Here is a 19,745-nt window from a genome sequence, read left to right as displayed (position 1 = left end):
ACTCGGATTTGACCTGTCGTAGTCTTTCCATTATCCATTGTTTTTGTTTGAAATTTTCAAATACGGCTACAGAAAAACAATCTGGCACAATCCATGCTTAACTATGTTGCATGGACAGAACCTTAAAAGAATATTTCGAAACGAGCTCAGTCGCTTTCGACCAATGCTCCTTTTCAAGAAGGAGGGGAGGGTATCAATCATGATTGTGAAACAATTTTATTTGAGTTGTTTAGCTCATGCGTCTTACATGATTGGCGATCACAAAACCTCAACCGCTGTGGTCGTAGATCCTCAAAGGGACGTCGAGCAATATCTTCAGGAGGCCCGACGTCACGATTGGAAGATTCGGTATGTGTTTCTTACTCACTTTCATGCGGACTTTCTAGCCGGGCACCTTGAACTGCAACGACAAACGGGTGCTGAGATCTGTCTTGGCGCCAAAGCCAAAACCGACTTCCCCATTCGAAATTTTCGGGACAAAGAGGTGCTTGAGTTTGGATCGGTGCGCATTCAGGTGCTGGAAACCCCAGGACATACCCCTGAAAGTATTTCACTTGCCGTCTACGACCTGAGCAGGAGCGCCGATCATCCACACTGTGTGCTGACAGGAGATACCCTGTTTATTGGCGATGTCGGTAGGCCGGATCTTATGGCCTCCATTGGCGTGACTGCCGAAGAATTAGGGGGCCAATTATTCGATTCGCTCCGAAATACTCTCATGCGCCTTCCGGATGAAACGCTGGTCTATCCGGCACACGGAGCGGGATCTATGTGCGGGAAAAATTTAAGCAGTGACACGGTGTCCACATTGGGCAGACAACGTTGGGAAAACTATGCGCTTCAACCTATGACAAAAGAAAAATTTGTGGAATTGGTCACGGCCGACCAACCTGAAGCCCCTTCGTACTTTGGATATGATGCCAAGCTGAATAGGGAACAGCACCCCGTTCTGGATGATGTGGTACGGAACAGCCTTACGCCACTTTCTCTTCAAACGGTGTTGGATCACCAGAAAAGTGGGACTCAAGTCCTTGATGTCCGAAATGCCGTTGAATATGCCGGAGGCCACCTGAAGGGGAGTCTCAATATTGGATTAGGAGGAAAATTTGCGACATGGGCCGGGACGGTCCTGGACCCCAAACGCTCCATCGTCATCATTGCCGAGCCTGGACATGAAAAGGAGGCGATTCAACGATTAGGCCGCATTGGGTTTGACCGGGTCCTGGGCTATCTGAAGGGTGGAATGCAATCCCTTGAGGTAAACCCCGATATTATCCAAAAAGTCCAACGCATCTCTGCTCAGGGACTTGCAGAACTATTGCCCACCTCCCAACCACCAATGGTTGTCGACGTCAGATCGGAAAAAGAGTGGCAGGCAGGGCATATTGATCGAAGCATCAATATCCCCTTACCTCACCTGGCCGAACATCTTCAGGACATCTCTGCGGATACCCCTGTAGTGGTCCACTGTGCCAGTGGTTATCGATCATCCACCGCCATAGGGATTTTGGAACAAGCCGGACGAACCCAGGCGATGGATCTTATCGGCGGGCATGACGCCTGGCTCACCACATGGGGGCATCCACGCCACAAAGTTCAACACGAAAATACCGCCGCATGCGCGAAATAGCCGTAAAGGACAATACAAGATGAATATGATGCTCTTAGATCAAAAACCAAAATCGGGAATGGATCACAAAAATCAGGTATCGCCTCTTTCGTTGAACGACCCTATTTATATTGATGTCAGGACTCCGCAAGAATTTGAAGGTATGCACATTTCAGGTTCTCGAAATATTCCTCTGCCAGACCTCCATACCTATGTAGAGGAACTACAGACTCTCTCTCGTGAACACCCCATCAGGTTACTGTGCCGAACACAGAACCGTGTGAAGATTGCCTACGAATATTTGACCAACCATGGTCTGACGAATTGTGAAATTCTGCAAGGAGGCATTACCGCCTGGGTTAATCAGGGCAAGCCTGTTGTCCGGGGACAACAACGAATTTCACTTGAAGGACAGGTTCGAGCCATTGCAGGTGGGGTGATTCTGGCAGGGGTAGCCTTTGGCTTCACGGTTCACAGTGGATTCTTTTTCATCCCCGCCTTGGTTGGAGCCGGGCTCCTGCACGCGGGATTAACCGATTCGTGTTTAATGGGTATGCTGTTAGCCAAGCTACCCATGAACCGAATTGGAAATTCCTCGAAAAATATAGGCAAGAAAGGAGATTCATGATGAATTGTCCACGATGTGAAGGATTATTGATGAGTGATCAAGTCTATAACCCGGAAGAAGCTGTATATGTGTTGCCCATATGGCGATGCGTTAATTGCGGCGAATCGTTTGATCCCATGATTCTCCAAAACCGGACGACACAAAAAGCGAAAGGGATCATGCAACATTCAAAATCCACAAGTTGGACAAACAATAGAACCCCATTAGCTATTACACGATAGGACGTCTATAGTTTTGCCCAGGCCCTAACCTGGAATTCAGTCAGGTCTGTCACACCTTAATCACAAGGAGGTTGCTATGCACCATTTAATTCGTTCCGTTTTGATGTTGGGGGGTTTTAGCCTTTTGGCCATGGGGTGGATGACCACTCCAGCCATGAGTGAGGGAAAAAGCCCGACAGATGGCTATGATATTCACATCCAGGCCCCGCATATGATGGCGGATGGGACAGTGGGAGGACCGTACCATCATTACTGTAAGGGCATTTCGGATGAACTGTTGCAATGTCAGTTATATGAGTCCACCGATCCTAATGCCAAACTGGTGGCCATTGAATATTTTATTGCCAAAGACCTCGCACGCAAAAATGTCCCCCTGATTCAGTGGAATCGGGCCTTTCATGATCATCAAGTCGAAATCGATACCGGTCGCGTGCAAATTCTCGATGTTGAAGACCCTGCCAAAGTCAAAGCACTGGCAGAAGCGGCTGGGAAAACTGATGGAGTCATCTTCCACCTCTGGGGCAAGCATCAGGTGGTTCCAGATGGGGCCGTCTCGATACCAACCTCGCTTGGTCACGTCTTCCGAACAGAATAATCTAACCTCACAGGGAGAGCGGTCTGTTGCTCTCCCTGTATTTTTACAAACTCATTATTTTAAGGAGCGCTTGTGATACGTCGGAAATTGGGAAGGCTCCTGGTGGGGTTTTTCATTTTTCAAATTCTCTGGGCTTTTCCAAGTGAGGCGGCTGATCTTGAAGTGTTAAAGCCTCGGGTACCTCAGGATCAGATAGCCGAAGCGCGATCGTGGGAAAATCCATTTCCCTCCACTCCTGAGAATATTGAGAAGGGCAAACACATTTTTCACGGCAAAGCCTTTTGTGTCACCTGTCATGGACCAGACGGAAAAGGCCTGGGAGATATACCTGGATTAAGAGGAAAACTTCCCCGGAATTTTACGGATAAAACCTGGCAGGCAGCTCGCACCGATGGGGAACTCTTTTGGATATTGCAAAACGGCAGCCAGGGGACTGCTATGGCCTCCTTCATCCCCCTGGTGTTGACTGAAGAAGAGGCTTGGTATGTGATATTGTATGTGAGATCATTTGGCAATGGGGTAGAATCGAGAAAAGAATAAAACAATGATACGGCCATCGACCTCAGTAAGTTTTCTATCGCTCACCACGAGGCGTTTGTGGCCATTTAGGTTCCGAATCCGTTGACCGGACATCTTAAGAATGTCAATATGCGATAAGAGGCCACGCCTGGAGTGGCGATGATCAAAGTGTTACATGCCGGATAAGCCGGTGAGTTGATAGATATTACCCCTCTCACCAATATCGCGGAGGGAAGTGAAACAGCGGATCCGCATGGCCTTGCGGTTGTTCAACCCTAATTTGTTCCGTACGCGAGCATGGCCTTTTCCTGAGGCCATATTCCGAACCACATCTAGGAAGGAGGACTTGGCTTATGACGGTTATGCCTCTAGTTGTTCTTGCAACCTGGTTAGCGTTCACCTCAGTCGAATCTCCCTCCCCCTCAACGACCTTAGCCTTGCCCATAGAACCCGACGAAAGTACGCGCATCGATGAAATCTACGATCAGGAAGCCCTCATGCTGCTGTCCCTGTATTCCTTAAAAGGGAATGGGAAAGCCGATTACATTACGGGACGAACGGTCGAACGACATGTCCGAAGCACCTACGGAAATCCGGTGTACTACACGTTAGAATTTCCCGTTTTTTATTGGTGGAACCATACGATGTGGAATGACCCGTTTGTCGATGGTGTCAACGGAAACGAACAGGTCTATCAAGAGGAAACCGATTTTGATGTGAGCCGTTATAAGCCTTGTGTCTTTAACGGGCAAACTTGCTAGCCAAACGGCGATGGCAGCAGGGTCTTCTCCCTCAACTATCCATCGGTTCGTCGATAGGTCATCTAGGGCTTTAGCCCCCCAAAACAATTCCATTTCAGATGAATATTCTGCATAAGAATCAACGGCATGGGATTATTAAAATGGAAAACCAGGAACGGACCTTATAGCGCTTTCTGGAATATTCTGAGGAGCGGAGAGGGTAGGTATTTATTCTATCCGTACATTCAGATAAAGGCCTGGCCTCTAGAAGGGCAGGCATTCTGGTTTCTATTGGAAAATGACAAGGTAGATTGACCTATGAATGAGAAAAAACCGGGAATAGGCCGTCGCCAATTATTGCAGGGAAGCCTGGCTCTTGGATTGACAGGCCTACTGACTCCCAAAGGCCTTTGGGCCAAGGATTCCCCGACCGTCACCCTTCCTTTCGAGCGAGGTCGCCGGCCCTTGGTCGCTTTTCCACAGAAGCGGCCACTCATGGTGATGACCACAAGACCTCCCCAATTGGAAACTCCATTTCATATTTTTAATGAGGACATCTTTACGCCAAATGATGCGTTTTTTGTTCGCTGGCATCTTGCCAATATCCCTCAGAAAATTGACATGAACGGCTTCCGGCTGACTATTCGCGGTCGAGTCAATCACCCACTATCCTTAAGCCTTCATGAATTACAAACCCAATTTGAACAAGTTGAAATTGCGGCCGTCGCCCAATGTGCCGGAAATAGTCGCGGGTTTTTTCAACCACGGGTACCCGGCGGACAATGGGGAAATGGGGCGATGGGAAATGCCAACTGGAAGGGAATCAGACTTCGTGATCTCCTTCTCAAGGCAGGAATAGAAGGTGATGCAGTACAGGTGAGGTTCGATGGGCTGGACCAACCGGTCGCACAAGCCACGCCTGACTTACGAAAATCGCTGAGGCTTGATGATGCCCTGCAGGAAGAGGTGTTGATCGCTCACTCCATGAACGGGGAGGCACTCCCCATGCTGAACGGCTTTCCCCTTCGCCTCGTGGCGCCTGGATGGTATGCCACTTATTGGGTGAAGATGCTGAATGATATTGAAGTGCTCAATGAGGCCGATCAAAATTTTTGGACGACCCAAGCCTATCGCCTGCCGGCTAATCCTTGTCATTGCGTGAAACCAGGAGAGGCCTTAACCGATACCGTGCCCATTGGCAAAATGCCCGTTCGCTCCTTTATCACGAATCTGGAAGAGGGTCGAACCATTCCGGGAGGGGAATCTTGCACCATTAAAGGCATCGCCTTTGACCAGGGCTATGGCATTGATCGCGTATTAGTCTCTGTGGATGGAGGACAACAATGGCTATCAGCGCGATTAGGAAAGGATTATGGAGATTTCAGCTTCCGTCCCTGGGAAGCGAAATTTATTCCGAAACCTGGACAGGCGTATGCACTTCAATCATTGGCCATCAATCGGATTGGAGAATCACAGCGATTTGGTGCCCGATGGAATCCAAACGGATATCTTCGTAATGTGATCGAAACAGTGAACATTCAAGCCAGCTGAGGACAACCCGTGATGCGTGTTTGCATGGTCGTTGTAGTGTTTCTGTGGATTTCAGGACTAGCGTGGGAGCTTCCGGCCAATGGCGAAAACAGGGATCAGCAGGTATCCATTCTTAATCTTCCTCCTGATCCGATATCGTTTCAACCCGGTTCCGGGAGTGAACTCGCCAGCCGGTACTGTTTGATGTGCCATTCGGCAGAGTATGTGTATATGCAACCACCTCATCCCCATGGGCAATGGATGGAAATCGTCAACAAAATGAAAGAATCATTTGGCTGTCCAATCCCGAATGAGGACATGGCTCAATTGGTCGACTATTTGGTGACGCAAAATTCACTCCAGCCTTCACCTTCTGCGCCTCCCGCTCAGCGGGACGACCAGACAGACACACCCGGTCAATCCTCCATTCAATCTGGCGATTCCCAAAAAGGAAAATCCCTTTATGAACGACATTGCGTCACCTGCCATGGACCAGGTGGCAAGGGAGACGGCCCCATCGGACCGGTCTTGGTTCCTCCAGCAGCCAACCTCACCTTATTAGGTAAGCAATCGGACAAAACCATCCTTGATACGCTCCGAAAAGGACGCCCGGGTACGGCCATGCCAGCCTGGGAACACGATCTGAATCCACAAGAGCTGAATCATCTCCTATCATTTCTTCGAACCTTAACACCATAACACCGATGAATCCTTCGAGCCTGACTCAGAGGCCATTCCATCAGCAACCAAATCCATTCCTTGGATTTCTCTTTTCATGCGGGTGCTTCCCGTTCGTAGCTCCGTGAGGCCCGAAAACCTCCGGGGAATATTGACGGTTGTTCCCATAAAATCTTCCGCTTCTCTCGCCAATGTCTGTTAGCGTCACCTTAGCCAATTTGGAGATCCCATACCCATGCGCCATGTAAAAATTGTAGCCACGATTGGCCCTGCCACTGCCTCCCAAGAATGCTTGAAACAACTCCTGCATGCCGGGATCAATGTCGCCAGGTTCAATATGTCTCATGGAACCGCGGAATGGCACAAAACCACGATCCAACGACTGCGATGCCTTGCTCTTGAGGAAAAGACGCCACTGGCCATCCTTGTAGATTTGGCAGGTCCAAAAATCCGCCTGGGGAAACTCCCGGACGAAGGAACCCTCTTGCAGAAAGGCCGGGATATTATACTGGTTGCGAAGTCGGATCAAAGCTCAAGGCAAAACGAATCGGAGGAAACGCTGCCGGTCAATCTTTCTCATTTCTCGGATCGAATGGAGCCAGGTCAAATCGTCCTCATTGATGACGGAAACCTGGCCCTCACCCTGGAAAAGCAAGAACCCAATAGACTGATCTGCAAAGTCCTGGTGGGAGGCAAGGTCACCTCACATAAAGGGGTCAATTTCCCTGGTCTCCCCCTCGACATTCCGGGGTTTACGCAGAAAGACGCCGACGATCTTCAAGTAGCCATCGACATTGAAGCCGATTATATCGCCCTCTCGTTTGTTCGAAGTCCGCAGGATATTCTCACACTCCAAAGGGCTTTGGCTGATCGATCAGCGGTGATTCCTCTCATTGCCAAAATTGAAAGGCCTGAAGCCCTGACATGTCTTGATGAAATCCTGGATGCGTCAGACGGGGTGATGGTCGCTAGGGGAGACCTGGCCCTGGAAATGAGCCCGGAAGAAGTTCCGCTTCTGCAAAAGCAGATCATCGCACAGGCCAATCGTATGGGAAAGCCCGTGATCACCGCCACACAAATGCTGGAATCGATGACTCGCAATGCTTTTCCCACTCGCGCGGAAGCCTCGGATGTGGCCAACGCCGTACTGGACGGGACTGATGCCGTCATGTTGTCGGCCGAAACTTCAATGGGAAATTTTCCTTTGGAAGCGGTCCAGGTCATGGATCGGATTATTCGACAAGCAGAAAAAGAAATGTTCCGCAAAAGCCAAAACCTCCATTCGCCCAAAGGAGTCGTGCGTTCTACTCCGGAAGCAGTCTGTGAAGCTGCCGTCTCTCTTGCAAAATCCATTAATGCCCAAGCTATCGTGGTCTTCACCGAGTCCGGCCATACAGCCATGCTATTGGCCCGCCATCGACCGACGGTCAAGATTTTCGCATTGACTCCCTCCCCAACCGTCACCCGTCAATTAGCTTTAGTATGGGGCATGACTTCAAGTGTATTTCCTCAAATCAATAAAACCGATGACCGAATTCATGCCGCCCAGGATCACCTCAAAAGGCTCGGCCTACTTCAGGAAAGCCGGCTCATTGTCATCGTCACCGGAGAACAATTGGGAAATGCCTTTGGAACCAATATCATCAAAGCCCATGTGGTCGTCTAAAGTCGAGCAAGGAGAATAGGAAACATGTCCCTCAACATCATCATTATCGGCGGCGTGGCAGGCGGGGCGAGCGCGGCCGCCAAGGCGCGTCGGACCAACGAAGCCGCAAACATTGAGATGTTTGAAAAAGGACCTTATGTCTCCTTCGCCAACTGTGGCCTCCCGTACTATGTCGGAGAGATTATTCAGGATCGTGATGACCTTCTCCTTCAAACCCCGGAACGGTTTTGGAAACGTTTCAGGGTGCAAGCCTACGTGTTACACGAAGTCCTTCACATAGACCGAACGGCGAAATGCGTACAGGTGAAAAACCTGATGACTCAGGCAATCACCACGCACCCCTATGACACACTCATTCTGGCACCCGGTGCCGGGGCCATCATGCCCGACATACCCGGCATTCACGCCAGGAATATCTTTACGGTCAAAACCGTTCCTGACTCTGATGCCATCAAAACCTTTCTCGCTGGCCAACCTTCTCAGCACGCCTTGGTGATTGGAGGGGGATTTATTGGACTGGAAACGGCTGAGGCCCTGATAGGCCTTGGATTGACCGTGACGATTGTCGAAAAAGCTCCTCAAATACTTCCTGCTTTTGATCAGGACATGGCCACCCTGGTGGCTCATCATCTCCAAGAAAAGGGGGTGAAGATTATTGCGGGTGACGGTATCAACGGATTTCGGCAGGACGGCGATCTCGCCAAAGAAGCCGAATTAGAAAGTGGAACCCGGCTGCCGGTGGACCTGGCCATTCTCTCGATCGGCGTCAGACCGGAACTCAAGCTTGCCAGAGAGGCAGGACTTGAAATTGGTGCAGCAGGAGGCATTGCCGTGGATACACGACAGCAAACCTCTGACCCCGATATCTATGCAGCCGGTGACGCGGTCGAAACGCTCCATCTCGTGACTGGCAAATATGCCAGAATTCCTTTAGCCGGCCCCGCCAATAAGCAGGGGAGGGTCGCCGGAGCCAATGCTGCGGGCGGAGACTTACGGTTTCACGGTGCCCTCGGAACGGCAATTGTCGAGAGCATGGGCATCACCGCTGCCAAAACGGGATTAAGCGAACACGAAGCCAAGGCCCACGGCTTGAATTACTTTGTCTCCCTCACCCACCCCCTGGATCATGCAGAATATTATCCTGGAGCAGTAGCGCTTCACATGAAATTAGTCGTAGAGCAACAGACGGGAAGATTGTTAGGTGCTCAAATTGTGGGGGATCAGGGAGTGGATAAACGCATTGATGTATTGGCCACTGCGATACATGGAAATTTAAATGTCCAGGATTTGGAACAATTGGATTTGGCCTATGCCCCCCAATTTAACTCGGCCAAAGGGCCGGTCATTATGGCAGGTTTCGTCGCCGCCAATACGCTACGTGGTGAGGTCAACACGCTCACGGGAGAAGAATTACAACAGAAAAAAAAGACGAATCCTTCTCTCCAATTGTTAGATGTCCGAACCACGGACGAATATCAAGAAGCGCATATCCCTCATTCCCGCCTCATTCCCGTGGATGAGCTGAGAGACCATCTTCAGCAACTGGATCCCTCCCAGGAAACCGTCGTCTATTGTCGAGTCGGATTACGCGGATACCTTGCTGCGCGCATTCTCCTTCAGCATGGCTTCACCAAGGTCTTCAACCTCACGGGCGGCTTTTTAAGTTTCCCTCAATAAAATTGGATCCCCCTACCATTCAAGCAAACCCATAAATCTTCGAAACCTTGAGCTGTTAACTCGTTAACTCAATTCGTTAAATCAAGCTTAACGCTTCACCGCTTTTTTCGTTGCTGGATATTTTTTCATACGTCATAAGCAATTGATATTCCTTATTTTTATATCATTTATGTCATTTGGCATTTGGTTTGCTGATGTTTATGACATGAAGAGAAGAAATCCAAAGGTCCCTTAACAATTTTCACCAAAGGAGAGCGCTCATGGAACAAACGACAAGTAAATCTCGAACTGCAGCGATGTTCAGTGGTCAAGCCACATTGGGCCGGATCCTGGTCGTTGACGACGAGCCGGATGTACGCAAAGTTGTGAAATTGTCATTGGAAAAAGCCGGCTACGAGGTGATTGAAGCCGAAGACGGTCAACAGGCCGTGCAAGAAATCAAAAGTGGAGAAAACCCTCTTTTACTGGACGTGATCCTCACTGATATCCGAATGCCCAAACTGAACGGACTTGAGGCCATTCAGTTTTTTCAGAAAGAATTCCCACGTGTCTCGTTGATTGTGCTGACGGGATTTCCGGATTTAACTATGGCCACGTCCTTGATGAAGAATGGGGTTATTGACTATTTGGTCAAACCGGTTGAAAAGGAGAAACTTCTGACTGCAGTTGCGAAGGCCATGGAACAACGGGAGCTCAACCATCTATAAGAAGTTAGAAGAGAGGGGTACTACCTCCCTCTTTTTGACGAAAAATTCTTTCTGAAAACCTATGAGGAAACTTCTAGCTTTTCATTTTGGTGTTGATTTTGCTCTAACTATTAGGAAAGTGCTGAACATGGGTTTTATGAGTCAAAATGCCCCATTTAAGATAAGCTTGGGATGGGGAATTTTTCCCCATAGCATATTCAAAAAAGATCTTTTAAATCAAAAAACCTCGAACATGATGAGAATGTCTTGTTTTTCTTAACCAATTATTAATGGAGGTGTTCCCAATGGCTCACACGAGGATTGTCCACTTCAGAACTCAAGGCCATGCTCTCGTACTCACGGTGGGCGTCCTTCTCTTTCTCCTTTTTCCCGGTCTTCTTTTTGCCGCCGACGGAAAAGATGCAGAAGCCCTGATCAACACCACGTGTTCGACCTGTCATAAGTTTCAGGGCGAGGGGGAGAGCCGCTTTAATTTAAAGGCTCCGGATCTCATGTGGGGGGGCAGCAAGTTTCAGCGGGATTGGCTGATTAAATGGCTGACAGGAAAAGAACCAATGTTATACGCCAAAAGCTACCGGTGGGATCAGTCTCAACAACCTGAGCAGCACATGACCGTCTCTGAACCGGAAGCTGAAGGCCTTGCCGACTATTTCGAGACACACCTTCAGGATCCGAGAGTAAAGCCGGGGTCCATTGATATGTCCACCTTCAGCAAACAGGAAGCGAAGTTTGGAGAGGAAATCTTTACCCAACATTCCTGCATTGGCTGTCATCAGATTATGGTGGATGGGAAAAAGACCGGCGGTCCACAAAGCGCCTCGTTCTTTAACTCCGGCAAAAGGCTGAAGGCTGATTGGATTTATCGCTTCAACTCCGATCCCCCCGACTTTGTGCCACACAGTGGAGAGTTTGTCGGGGATGTCAGTGCACTCGGGCTGCGATATGTCACGGGGTTTATTGCGACCCGAGGGAATGAGGATTTCCCCTATTATGAACCATGGAAGAGTGCCGATTTCGACCACCCGAATATGGAAAACGGTGCAAAAATTTATCAAGAATACTGCGCCCAATGTCACGGAGCGGAAGGCAAAGGTGATGGTCCGGCGGCTTCAGGCTTAGAACTCAAACCGGCGGTGCATGCCAATATTCCCTTTGAAAAAATTCCTCTCGATTATCTGTATAACGTGATTTACTATGGGGGGAAAGCTGTTGGGAAATCTCCCCTGATGCCGTATTGGGGACTGACCATTGGCGGGACAGAAGGCCTATCCGATGTCATTGCCTATTTGAAGACCACGTTTAAGGGTGCCCCGGAAATGGCCGGCACGGCTTCACCATCCGGAGGACCATCAGGAGTCTGTCCACAACCGCGCAACACCAAACGGGCACCTGGCATGTTTCGCAATATGACCAGTCCGTTACCCAACTCTCAAGAGCACATCACAGCGGGAGAAAAGCTGTATCACGAAACCGCTCAACCCTTGGCCTGCACACAATGTCATGGCGACAAGGGGGACGGGCAGGGGGCAATGGGCGCAGCGTTGAATCCACATCCCCGAAACTTTACATGTGGAGAAACGATGAAAGATATTTCTGACGGGCAACTGTATTGGATTATCAAAAACGGATCGCCGGGGACAGGCATGATGGCGTTTTCCGGGATGCCAGATAACCAAATCTGGCAAGTGATCCAGTACATCCGGACTTTGGCCAAATAACCGGAAATTCGGTTCAAACCCTTCTGGGTAACCTGAAATTTCATTTCAGGGACTGGAGACACCTTCTCCAGTCCCTGAACCTAACGAGTAGGAAGAGCGCCATGCCACCAGTACCCGAAAATGTACAGCAGGACAATTCCGACCTTCCCCGAATGTTGAAACATCTTGAACAACACCACGCCCTCATCTTACAGGCTGCCGGTGAAGGCATATTCGGGCTGGATTTGGAGGGCCGGCATACCTTTGTGAACCAGGCAGCCGCGAAAATGTTGGGCTACGAGCCCCAAGAACTGATCGGCCAACCCAGCCACTCCCTCTGGCACCACACCAAAGCCGATGGCACTCCCTACCCCCAGGAACAATGTCCCAACTATGCGACTTACAAGGATGGCCAAGTGCATCGAGGGGACAACGAAGTGTTCTGGCGAAAGAATGGCACCAGTTTCCCCGTCGAATATTCCAGCACCCCTATTCGCCATGAAGGGGTTCTGGTCGGTGCCGTTGTGGTTTTTCAAGATATTACCTATCGCCGGCAATGTGAAAAATCTCTTGAACAATTTCGTCGACACAACGATATGATTTTACAGGCCGCTGGCGAAGGCATTTTCGGGTTGGACCTCCAAGGACATCACACCTTTGTCAATCCTGCCGCCAACATCTTACTCGGCTATGAACCGGGCGAGTTATTTGGAAAACCCAGTCACACCACCTGGCACCACACGAAATCAGATGGCTCTCCTTATCCTGCAGAGGAATGCCCCATCTATGGAGCCTATAAGGATGGGTTGGTTCACCAGGGTGAGGAAGAGGTGTTCTGGAAAAAAGATGGGACGAGCTTCCCTGCCCGGTATACAAGCACCCCGATCTGGGATGAGCAAGGGGGATTGGCGGGAGCCGTGGTCACGTTTCAGGATATCACCGAAAAGAAACGGATGGCTGCCCAATTATTAGAAGAAGCCAAACTTGCAGAAGTGACCAGAGTTCTTGGGGATATCGGCCACGATATTAAAAATATGTTGATGCCTGTGTTGTCAGGTGCAGATTTATTAAAGGATGAATTGGATGAACAGTTCCCCACCTTAATTCGGGAAAAGGCGAAAGGGGCAGAGACCAGTTATGCCAACAGCCTGGATCTAATCAGAATGATCGTCACCAATGCCAAGCGGATTCAGGACCGTGTGCGGGAAATTGCGGATGCCGTGAAAGGTGTCACCAGTCCTCCACATTTCACACCCTGTCGGATACGAGACGTCGTGGATGGAGTGCTCGACACTCTTCGCACGTACGCTGGAGAAAAAGGCATTACCCTTCTGACCGATGGCCTTGATGCCCTGCCGGTTATTGATGCCGATGAACGTCGACTGTTTAATGCCTTTTACAATCTCATCAATAATGCCATCCCGGAAGTGCCCCGTGGAGGATCAGTCACGGTCGGCGGATCTCCAGGACCGCGTCCAGACACCGTAGAATTGACGGTAGCCGATACCGGAAAAGGAATGCCCGCAGAAGTTCGGGATCGGCTCTTTACCGCTCAGGCCATTAGCACCAAAAAGGAAGGAACAGGGCTCGGAACCAAAATTATCAAAGATGCCATTGATCTCCATCATGGCCACATTACGGTTGAAAGTGAAGAAGGCCACGGAACGATCTTTCGTCTTGTCCTTCCCGTATCTCAAGTCGTTTCATCCCAGGCCAAGCCTGGCAACACATGACATGATCATGCGATACAAGGAAGATTCATTCCTTGCACAAATTGAATCCCTCTTAGACAAAACCATACATTCCCCAACTGGTAACTGTCGGTTGTATCGAAATATCTTTGGAGGATGGTGTCCACTGCGCGGAACCACTCATTGAGTAGTGATCCTGACCTGCCCATCCTTGGAAGAAATACCTTTCTCCTTTCCTTTAGGTCCATGGTCACCCCCGAAACCACATCTTCTGTCCGCGCTAGCCTGTTAATCCTTTTCAGGCAACCATAAATCACCATATATCATTCGTAACCTGATCAAATATTGCTTAGTCTGGATACATGACATAAAAACGGGGTTGATCCAGGGAAAAACAATTATTGGTTCCCACTCACGTCAATTACCCACCCACTTATGTCTGGGGAATCCCATCGGACAAGACTTCGTTTTGTAATATAGACGGGCTGTTACCCATAACTGGTGCCCCTGTAGCCACCGGTAGAAAAAAGAATTTCCTAATGGTTCGACCAATCCATAAAAACAAGAATCTAAGAGCCGGTTGCCCTGATCAGAGCAGACTCTTGTCTCATTCGCTTTCTCCCCATACAATTAACTTCTACTCACCTTCAAACGTTTCATTTGTTCATCCCTGGGAGATTTCCTGAAAGTAATCTATGGGGTATTGTCCGCACCGCCTCGATAAATCTTACGGCCTGCATGAATACCTCTGGGCATCCTGGCCTCAGCGCATGAAGTGGTGAAGCTCCTGGAACTGGAGGCGATGAATATCATTGTGGTTCATAATTTCTTCCTTAGTCCGTTTGGCTTTTAAAGGTATGTACCACGATTCTGACATCTCAGGCCCTACCCTTTCACTTTTTCCTCTTGCATCTTAGGTTCTCATGGACTTTCATTATTTGTTAGCACTCCTCTCTGGTGGCGTGATCGGCCTGTTATTAGGGGCCACAGGAGGGGGAGGATCGTTAGTGGCCATTCCCTTATTGGTCTATGTGGTTGGCATACCTGTTCAAAATGCCACAGCCATGTCACTTATCGTGGTTGGCTATTCGGCTCTCTTTGGGGCATGGCATGAGAGCCGACAGCAGCGGGTTCACTTCATCTCTGCCCTTTTATTCAGCCTGACCGGAATGGTCGGCGCTTGGGTGGGCGCTCATGGCCACCAGCTCGTTCCAGACTCCCTGGTGCTTTTTTCGTTTGGCAACCTACTTTTGTTTATTAGCATGTGGACCTTTTGGAAAAATTATGAGGGGGAACAGAACGATGTCCCGAGCGGATGCGCAAAAGAATTTTCCGGGCGTTGTGCGCTGAAAGCCCTCACGCTCGGATGGGGGGTTGGCCTGTTGACAGGGTTTTTTGGGGTCGGAGGCGGATTTCTCATTGTTCCTGCTTTGATGTTTCTCATGGGATTTCCTATTCGGTTAGCTATTGGCACCTCGCTTCTCATTATTGCTCTTATTTCCATTGGTGGAGTGATCGGCCATTTCAGGGAGGCCCACCTGGATATTGTGTTAACGGGATTGGTGTTACTCGGCAGTCTTCTCGGGTTGATGTTTGCTTCACAAGTGACGCGATCTATTCCAGCACATCATCTGAGACGGGGAGTGGCCATCCTCATAGGTGTAATCGGCATATTGTTAATCGTGGCCAATGCCAGACCTCTCCTCTTTTAAAATGGGATGGAGTGCCTTCAAGAAGAAGCTGCATCCTCCGAAACCGGTTTAAACAATAGCATCACATCCCCCAGCTCCAGTGTGTGGTTCTTTTCAAACTCCCAGTGTGAAAGTATCGTACCTTGCCGATACACCCGAAGCAGCAAATCCGGCCGCAAATCCATTGCGGACTTTCCAACATCCTGCTGGTCGGCCGTTCGTTCTTCGATACGGACCTTCCCGCCTGCCGTTAAGAAATCTTCCAAATAATCCACCAAAAAATGTTGATCCACTGCGGCGGCTAACATATATCCACCATACGTCGCCGGCGAAATAATGGTCTGTGCCCCTCCCTGGCGAAAGAGTTTGACGTTTTCTTCTTCCTTGGCACTGACAACCACCCGACAACGTGAATTCAAATTCCTGACGGTTAACAAGATAAGGGCATTCGTATCATCTCGTCCGGCGGCAATAATGACGGCCTTGGCCTCATTGAGAAACGCCCCATACTTTAAGATTCCCTCCTGCGTCGCATCCCCTCTGAGTGCCACGACTCCCAATTCTCCAGCGACGCGTACCCGTTCTTCTCCTGGATCAATGACCAAAATATGGTCTGGGTTCGTCCCCTTGGCGAGCAGTTCCTTGACGGTCGAATAGCCAGTATGACCGAATCCGCAAATGACGACATGCTGATCAAGAGACCGTTGGAGTTTTGCCATGCGAAATACCTCAGTAAATTGTCTGAACGCCAGTTGATAGGCCGTCCCTAAAAAAATGACCCAAAGAAAGATGCGGACCGGTGTGACGACGAATGCATCAATCATGCGTGCCCGTGTGGTAACCGGCACAATGTCCCCATAACCGACAGTCGTCACGGTGACCATCGTGAAATAGATCACATCTGAAAAAGTTATCTCTCCATCAATTTGATCCTTGAGACCGTTGCGATCCAACCACAGGATCCCTGTCAAAAAACAAAATAACATGGCTACCAATATAATCCGGCTCAGAAGCGTGCGAAAGGGATCAAGGTCGGTGGGCATGTACACCACCCGTCGAAAAAAGAGCCTGGAGGCTTTTCGGGAAGCAGGGGTGCGGAATAAAAATGCCATGTTGTCTTCTTCTCGTCCCTATTCAAAGAAGCGTTAACTTTGCCCCGTTAAGGGCCACATAAAGACAAGCAGGGGGATTGAGACCAGGAGAATTAAGAGTTCCAAAGGTAACCCCATACGCCAGTAGTCCCCAAATCGATACCCCCCCGGCCCCATGACCAACAAATTATTTTGATGGCCAATTGGAGTCAAAAAGGCACAAGAGGCTCCAATCGCCACTGCCATGAGAAAGGGATCGGTATTCACCCCAAGATTCTGCGCCACCGCCACGCTCAATGGTGCCATCACGACCGCCGTCGCGGCATTATTCATGACATCTGATAACGTCATCGTTAATACCATGATGATGCCTAAGAGCATAATTGGGGGAAACCCCTCCATCATATTGACCAAGAATTGAGCTAACACGGTCGTTGCTCCACTCCGTTCCAACGCTTGCCCAATAGGAATCATGGCCCCCAACAATACTAGGACCGGCCAATCCACGGATTGATACACATCCCTCGGTGAAACAATGTTGAGAAGCACCATTCCTAAGGCCGAACAGATTAAGGCAATGGGGAGTGACGCCAATCCGGACATGGCGCTGCCCAATGCAAGAGCGAATAGCCCGCCTGCCAGCCACGCCTGTCCCGGTTTTCCTAATTGAAGTCCCCGTTCTGCCAAAGGGAGACATCCGAGCTGGCCAATCACTTCCAAAACCCTTTCCTTTTCTCCCTGCAGCAGAAGCACATCCCCCGCTTTAAACCGAAATTCCCTCAGCCGCCCACGGTAAGGTGTACCTTGACGAGAGGCCCCTAACAAGTTAATCCCGAACCGGCTTCGCAACTTGAGAGACCCCGCCAGCCGCCCAACCAACCAGGAACGATCCGGAGGCACCACGGCCTCCAATAACATATCTTCATCCCTTTTTGCGGGTGGCGCTTTTTTAGAATCCTGAATTTCTTCCTTTGGCTGGGTCCCCGTTAACTTCAAACCCAATGTGGACACAAATTTATTAATGCCTTGTGGTCCCGCCTCCAGGACGAGGACATCGCCGACCTGAATGTGTTCCCTCCAAGCCGCCCCCCGAATAGATTGGTCACCTCGCACCAATCCAATAATTAAGGCGTCGGAATCCTCAGTGGCCATTTCCAGTTCTGACAAAGACTTTCCTATTGCCTTTGAATTTTCCGGCACTTCAACTTCTGTTAAATATTCCTGTATAGAAAACAGGTCCTGTGGCGCATTTTGAGATCGTCGGGCAATGGGAATAAAGCGCCAACCCACTAACGCCACAAAGAGAATTCCCACCAGCGCCATGATTCCTCCCACCGGCGTGAAATCGAACATTCCAAATGGCTCCCCGGCCACCTCTGCCCGATAATGGGCCACGATGATATTGGGAGGTGTTCCAATAAGCGTAACCATTCCACCCAAAATCGTTCCAAAAGCCAGGGGCATTAATACTACGGCCGGAGAACGCTTGGCCTCGACGGACGACTGAATAGCCACTGGCATCAGTAATGCCAGGGCACCGACATTATTCATGACGGTTGAAATCAATCCACCCAGAGAAGATAAAACAGCCACATGGATGGACGGGGAAGAAGACGTGGCAACATTGACATAGCGCGTGAGAATTTCCACGGCTCCGGCATTACTCAACCCACGACTGATAATCAACACAGCCGCCACGGTGACAACCGCAGGATGACCAAATCCTAGAAATGCCTCTTCGGAAGGAACGAACCCCAAAAGTGTTGAGAGAAGCAATGCACTGAGGGCGACCAAGTCGTAACGCCATCGTTCCCAGATAAAGAACACCAACATGATTCCCATTAGGCCCAGGAAAAAGAGATGGTCACTGTTCACGAACGAAAAGAATCCTTTTATTCATGGCATCGATGTTGTGGTCGGGAACCGGAAGGAAATTGCCAAAACACTCCAAGATCAGATCTTAAAAAAACTATGCACCCCTGCCTCCTCCGATCATTCGGAGACTAATGGAACCCTCTTAGTGTATCAAGGTTGGGAAAGGAATGTTCCACCATTTCAATCCAGCAGGATAAAAATGGTAGTTACGGACTAGATTGGAATGCTCATGCGGGATACCGGGGATGCAGGGCTGAATGCCGTCGTGGAGATTTCTCCCCCATCCCCTCGGACATGCTCAGTCAATAATTCAAGTAGGACTTGTCAGAAAACCTCAAGCAATCACGCCGGAATAGTCACAGGTGAAAATACGGTAAAATATCGAGGAAAGTACCATGCCAAAGCCGTATGGCCAAGAAGGTTTTCCTCTAAAGGAACCCGCTTCTGAAACGTCAGAAGAACCAGGAAATTAATCTATTAGATTGATAGGTCCTCGCCGCAACACAGCATTCGAACCTCATCCTGAACCATGAATCAATCGGTCCCTGGGAGCGTGGTCCTTCCCAGAACACAACGGGTCTTTTAAGCTTTTCAGGCCGTCAACCGAGCAACAGGAGTCCGTGGAGCTCTCCGCAGCCGCTTCCGAAATGGAATTACCTGGGCCTGAACAGGACCATCAGTGCGATGATGATTAATGACGGGGTCCATCAGGTTCCCGCACATAATACATCGATACGCTTTAATCCACAGTTCCCCCATTGCTCCCTTAATGTCCAGACAATCATCAACCACCATCAGCCCATTACATCGTACACACGTCATAACTCTACCTCCTTTGAAAGCCTCCTGCTTCCCACTCTTCTCAACGGGTGAGTCATTGCATCACGCGTGCCACGCATCACGTGATATCTCGAAAAGCACCAACTAATTAGGTGTGTATGAATGCGGAAAATGAATGGAGAACACTGGACAATCGAATGAATTTTTGGAGTCTACAATATTTTGTGATAAAAAAAAAGAGCAAACACACATTTTGTGGGTCATAGAAATATTGACTATAATTCAGGCATCCGGCTCTTCTTGAAAAATATATTTTTTGACTTTGCTCTCCGCATTTATCGACCTATGTC

General features: G+C 49.5%; 17 protein-coding genes. 14 read left to right on the top strand and 3 right to left on the bottom strand.

The features are described from left to right. Positions 1–199: 199 nt before the first annotated feature. The 14 genes from ACWHYD_RS00860 to ACWHYD_RS00795 all read left to right on the top strand — a co-directional run bounded on the left by ACWHYD_RS00860 (position 200) and on the right by ACWHYD_RS00795 (position 15,670). Entirely contained in the window at positions 200–1,630 is a 1,431-nt protein-coding gene (locus ACWHYD_RS00860; protein ID WP_447964057.1) for an MBL fold metallo-hydrolase, read from the top strand. Between the two features lie 19 nt (positions 1,631–1,649). Next, complete coding sequence (locus ACWHYD_RS00855) at positions 1,650–2,237, top strand: rhodanese-like domain-containing protein (protein ID WP_447964056.1); 588 nt, start codon at positions 1,650–1,652, stop codon at positions 2,235–2,237. Then, the gene (locus ACWHYD_RS00850) at positions 2,234–2,458 is read left to right on the top strand and encodes a hypothetical protein (protein ID WP_447964055.1); all 225 of its coding nucleotides are present in this window, start codon (positions 2,234–2,236) and stop codon (positions 2,456–2,458) included. The genes ACWHYD_RS00855 and ACWHYD_RS00850 overlap by 4 nt, the downstream gene beginning before the upstream one ends. A 76-nt stretch (positions 2,459–2,534) precedes the next feature. After that, complete coding sequence (locus tag ACWHYD_RS00845; protein WP_447964054.1) at positions 2,535–3,053, top strand: DUF1264 domain-containing protein; 519 nt, start codon at positions 2,535–2,537, stop codon at positions 3,051–3,053. Positions 3,054–3,125: 72 nt separating this feature from the next. Next, positions 3,126–3,593, top strand: a complete 468-nt coding sequence (locus ACWHYD_RS00840; protein ID WP_447964053.1) for a c-type cytochrome — start codon at positions 3,126–3,128, stop codon at positions 3,591–3,593. Positions 3,594–3,925: 332 nt separating this feature from the next. Next, the gene (locus tag ACWHYD_RS00835) at positions 3,926–4,333 is read left to right on the top strand and encodes a hypothetical protein (protein ID WP_447964052.1); all 408 of its coding nucleotides are present in this window, start codon (positions 3,926–3,928) and stop codon (positions 4,331–4,333) included. Positions 4,334–4,630: 297 nt separating this feature from the next. After that, positions 4,631–5,863 carry a molybdopterin-dependent oxidoreductase gene (locus ACWHYD_RS00830; protein WP_447964051.1) on the top strand — a complete coding sequence of 411 codons (1,233 nt, stop codon included), beginning with the start codon at positions 4,631–4,633 and terminating at the stop codon, positions 5,861–5,863. 12 nt (positions 5,864–5,875) lie between these two features. After that, positions 5,876–6,541: a c-type cytochrome gene (locus ACWHYD_RS00825; protein ID WP_447964050.1), complete on the top strand. Its 666-nt coding sequence runs from the start codon at positions 5,876–5,878 to the stop codon at positions 6,539–6,541. Between the two features lie 214 nt (positions 6,542–6,755). Beyond that, positions 6,756–8,186, top strand: a complete 1,431-nt coding sequence (gene pyk / locus ACWHYD_RS00820) for a pyruvate kinase (RefSeq protein WP_447964049.1) — start codon at positions 6,756–6,758, stop codon at positions 8,184–8,186. A gap of 24 nt (positions 8,187–8,210) precedes the next feature. Next, positions 8,211–9,863 carry an FAD-dependent oxidoreductase gene (locus ACWHYD_RS00815; RefSeq protein ID WP_447964048.1) on the top strand — a complete coding sequence of 551 codons (1,653 nt, stop codon included), beginning with the start codon at positions 8,211–8,213 and terminating at the stop codon, positions 9,861–9,863. Between the two features lie 260 nt (positions 9,864–10,123). Then, positions 10,124–10,570, top strand: a complete 447-nt coding sequence (locus ACWHYD_RS00810) for a response regulator (protein ID WP_447964047.1) — start codon at positions 10,124–10,126, stop codon at positions 10,568–10,570. A gap of 284 nt (positions 10,571–10,854) precedes the next feature. Then, positions 10,855–12,288, top strand: coding sequence for a c-type cytochrome (locus tag ACWHYD_RS00805; protein WP_447964046.1), 1,434 nt, complete (start codon positions 10,855–10,857; stop codon positions 12,286–12,288). Between the two features lie 101 nt (positions 12,289–12,389). Continuing rightward, entirely contained in the window at positions 12,390–14,000 is a 1,611-nt protein-coding gene (locus ACWHYD_RS00800) for a PAS domain S-box protein (protein WP_447964045.1), read from the top strand. An 881-nt stretch (positions 14,001–14,881) separates the two neighbouring features. Next, positions 14,882–15,670 carry a sulfite exporter TauE/SafE family protein gene (locus tag ACWHYD_RS00795; RefSeq protein WP_447964044.1) on the top strand — a complete coding sequence of 263 codons (789 nt, stop codon included), beginning with the start codon at positions 14,882–14,884 and terminating at the stop codon, positions 15,668–15,670. Between the two features lie 17 nt (positions 15,671–15,687). Here ACWHYD_RS00795 and ACWHYD_RS00790 read toward each other — a convergent pair whose 3' ends face one another. The 3 genes from ACWHYD_RS00790 to ACWHYD_RS00780 form a co-directional block, all read right to left on the bottom strand. Next, complete coding sequence (locus tag ACWHYD_RS00790) at positions 15,688–16,761, bottom strand: potassium channel family protein (protein ID WP_447964043.1); 1,074 nt, start codon at positions 16,759–16,761, stop codon at positions 15,688–15,690. Between the two features lie 33 nt (positions 16,762–16,794). Further along, complete coding sequence (locus tag ACWHYD_RS00785) at positions 16,795–18,615, bottom strand: SLC13 family permease (RefSeq protein ID WP_447964042.1); 1,821 nt, start codon at positions 18,613–18,615, stop codon at positions 16,795–16,797. Between the two features lie 591 nt (positions 18,616–19,206). Beyond that, on the bottom strand, positions 19,207–19,437 hold the full coding sequence (locus ACWHYD_RS00780) for a hypothetical protein (RefSeq protein ID WP_447964041.1): 231 nt from the start codon (positions 19,435–19,437) through the stop codon (positions 19,207–19,209). Positions 19,438–19,745 lie beyond the last annotated feature (308 nt).

The organism is Nitrospira sp. Ecomares 2.1 (assembly GCF_965152585.1).
Note: the sequence above shows the minus strand (reverse complement) of the source record. Positions and strands in the feature narration are given on the sequence as shown.

Coding starts and splice junctions, on each gene's coding strand:
- ACWHYD_RS00855 (WP_447964056.1), top strand. CDS start 1,650: ATGAATATGATGCTCTTAGATCAAAAACCAAAATCGGGAATGGATCAC.
- pyk (WP_447964049.1), top strand. CDS start 6,756: ATGCGCCATGTAAAAATTGTAGCCACGATTGGCCCTGCCACTGCCTCC.
- ACWHYD_RS00790 (WP_447964043.1), bottom strand. CDS start 16,761: ATGGCATTTTTATTCCGCACCCCTGCTTCCCGAAAAGCCTCCAGGCTC.
- ACWHYD_RS00850 (WP_447964055.1), top strand. CDS start 2,234: ATGATGAATTGTCCACGATGTGAAGGATTATTGATGAGTGATCAAGTC.
- ACWHYD_RS00810 (WP_447964047.1), top strand. CDS start 10,124: ATGGAACAAACGACAAGTAAATCTCGAACTGCAGCGATGTTCAGTGGT.
- ACWHYD_RS00860 (WP_447964057.1), top strand. CDS start 200: ATGATTGTGAAACAATTTTATTTGAGTTGTTTAGCTCATGCGTCTTAC.
- ACWHYD_RS00835 (WP_447964052.1), top strand. CDS start 3,926: ATGACGGTTATGCCTCTAGTTGTTCTTGCAACCTGGTTAGCGTTCACC.
- ACWHYD_RS00805 (WP_447964046.1), top strand. CDS start 10,855: ATGGCTCACACGAGGATTGTCCACTTCAGAACTCAAGGCCATGCTCTC.
- ACWHYD_RS00795 (WP_447964044.1), top strand. CDS start 14,882: ATGGACTTTCATTATTTGTTAGCACTCCTCTCTGGTGGCGTGATCGGC.
- ACWHYD_RS00825 (WP_447964050.1), top strand. CDS start 5,876: ATGCGTGTTTGCATGGTCGTTGTAGTGTTTCTGTGGATTTCAGGACTA.
- ACWHYD_RS00815 (WP_447964048.1), top strand. CDS start 8,211: ATGTCCCTCAACATCATCATTATCGGCGGCGTGGCAGGCGGGGCGAGC.
- ACWHYD_RS00780 (WP_447964041.1), bottom strand. CDS start 19,437: ATGACGTGTGTACGATGTAATGGGCTGATGGTGGTTGATGATTGTCTG.
- ACWHYD_RS00845 (WP_447964054.1), top strand. CDS start 2,535: ATGCACCATTTAATTCGTTCCGTTTTGATGTTGGGGGGTTTTAGCCTT.
- ACWHYD_RS00830 (WP_447964051.1), top strand. CDS start 4,631: ATGAATGAGAAAAAACCGGGAATAGGCCGTCGCCAATTATTGCAGGGA.
- ACWHYD_RS00800 (WP_447964045.1), top strand. CDS start 12,390: ATGCCACCAGTACCCGAAAATGTACAGCAGGACAATTCCGACCTTCCC.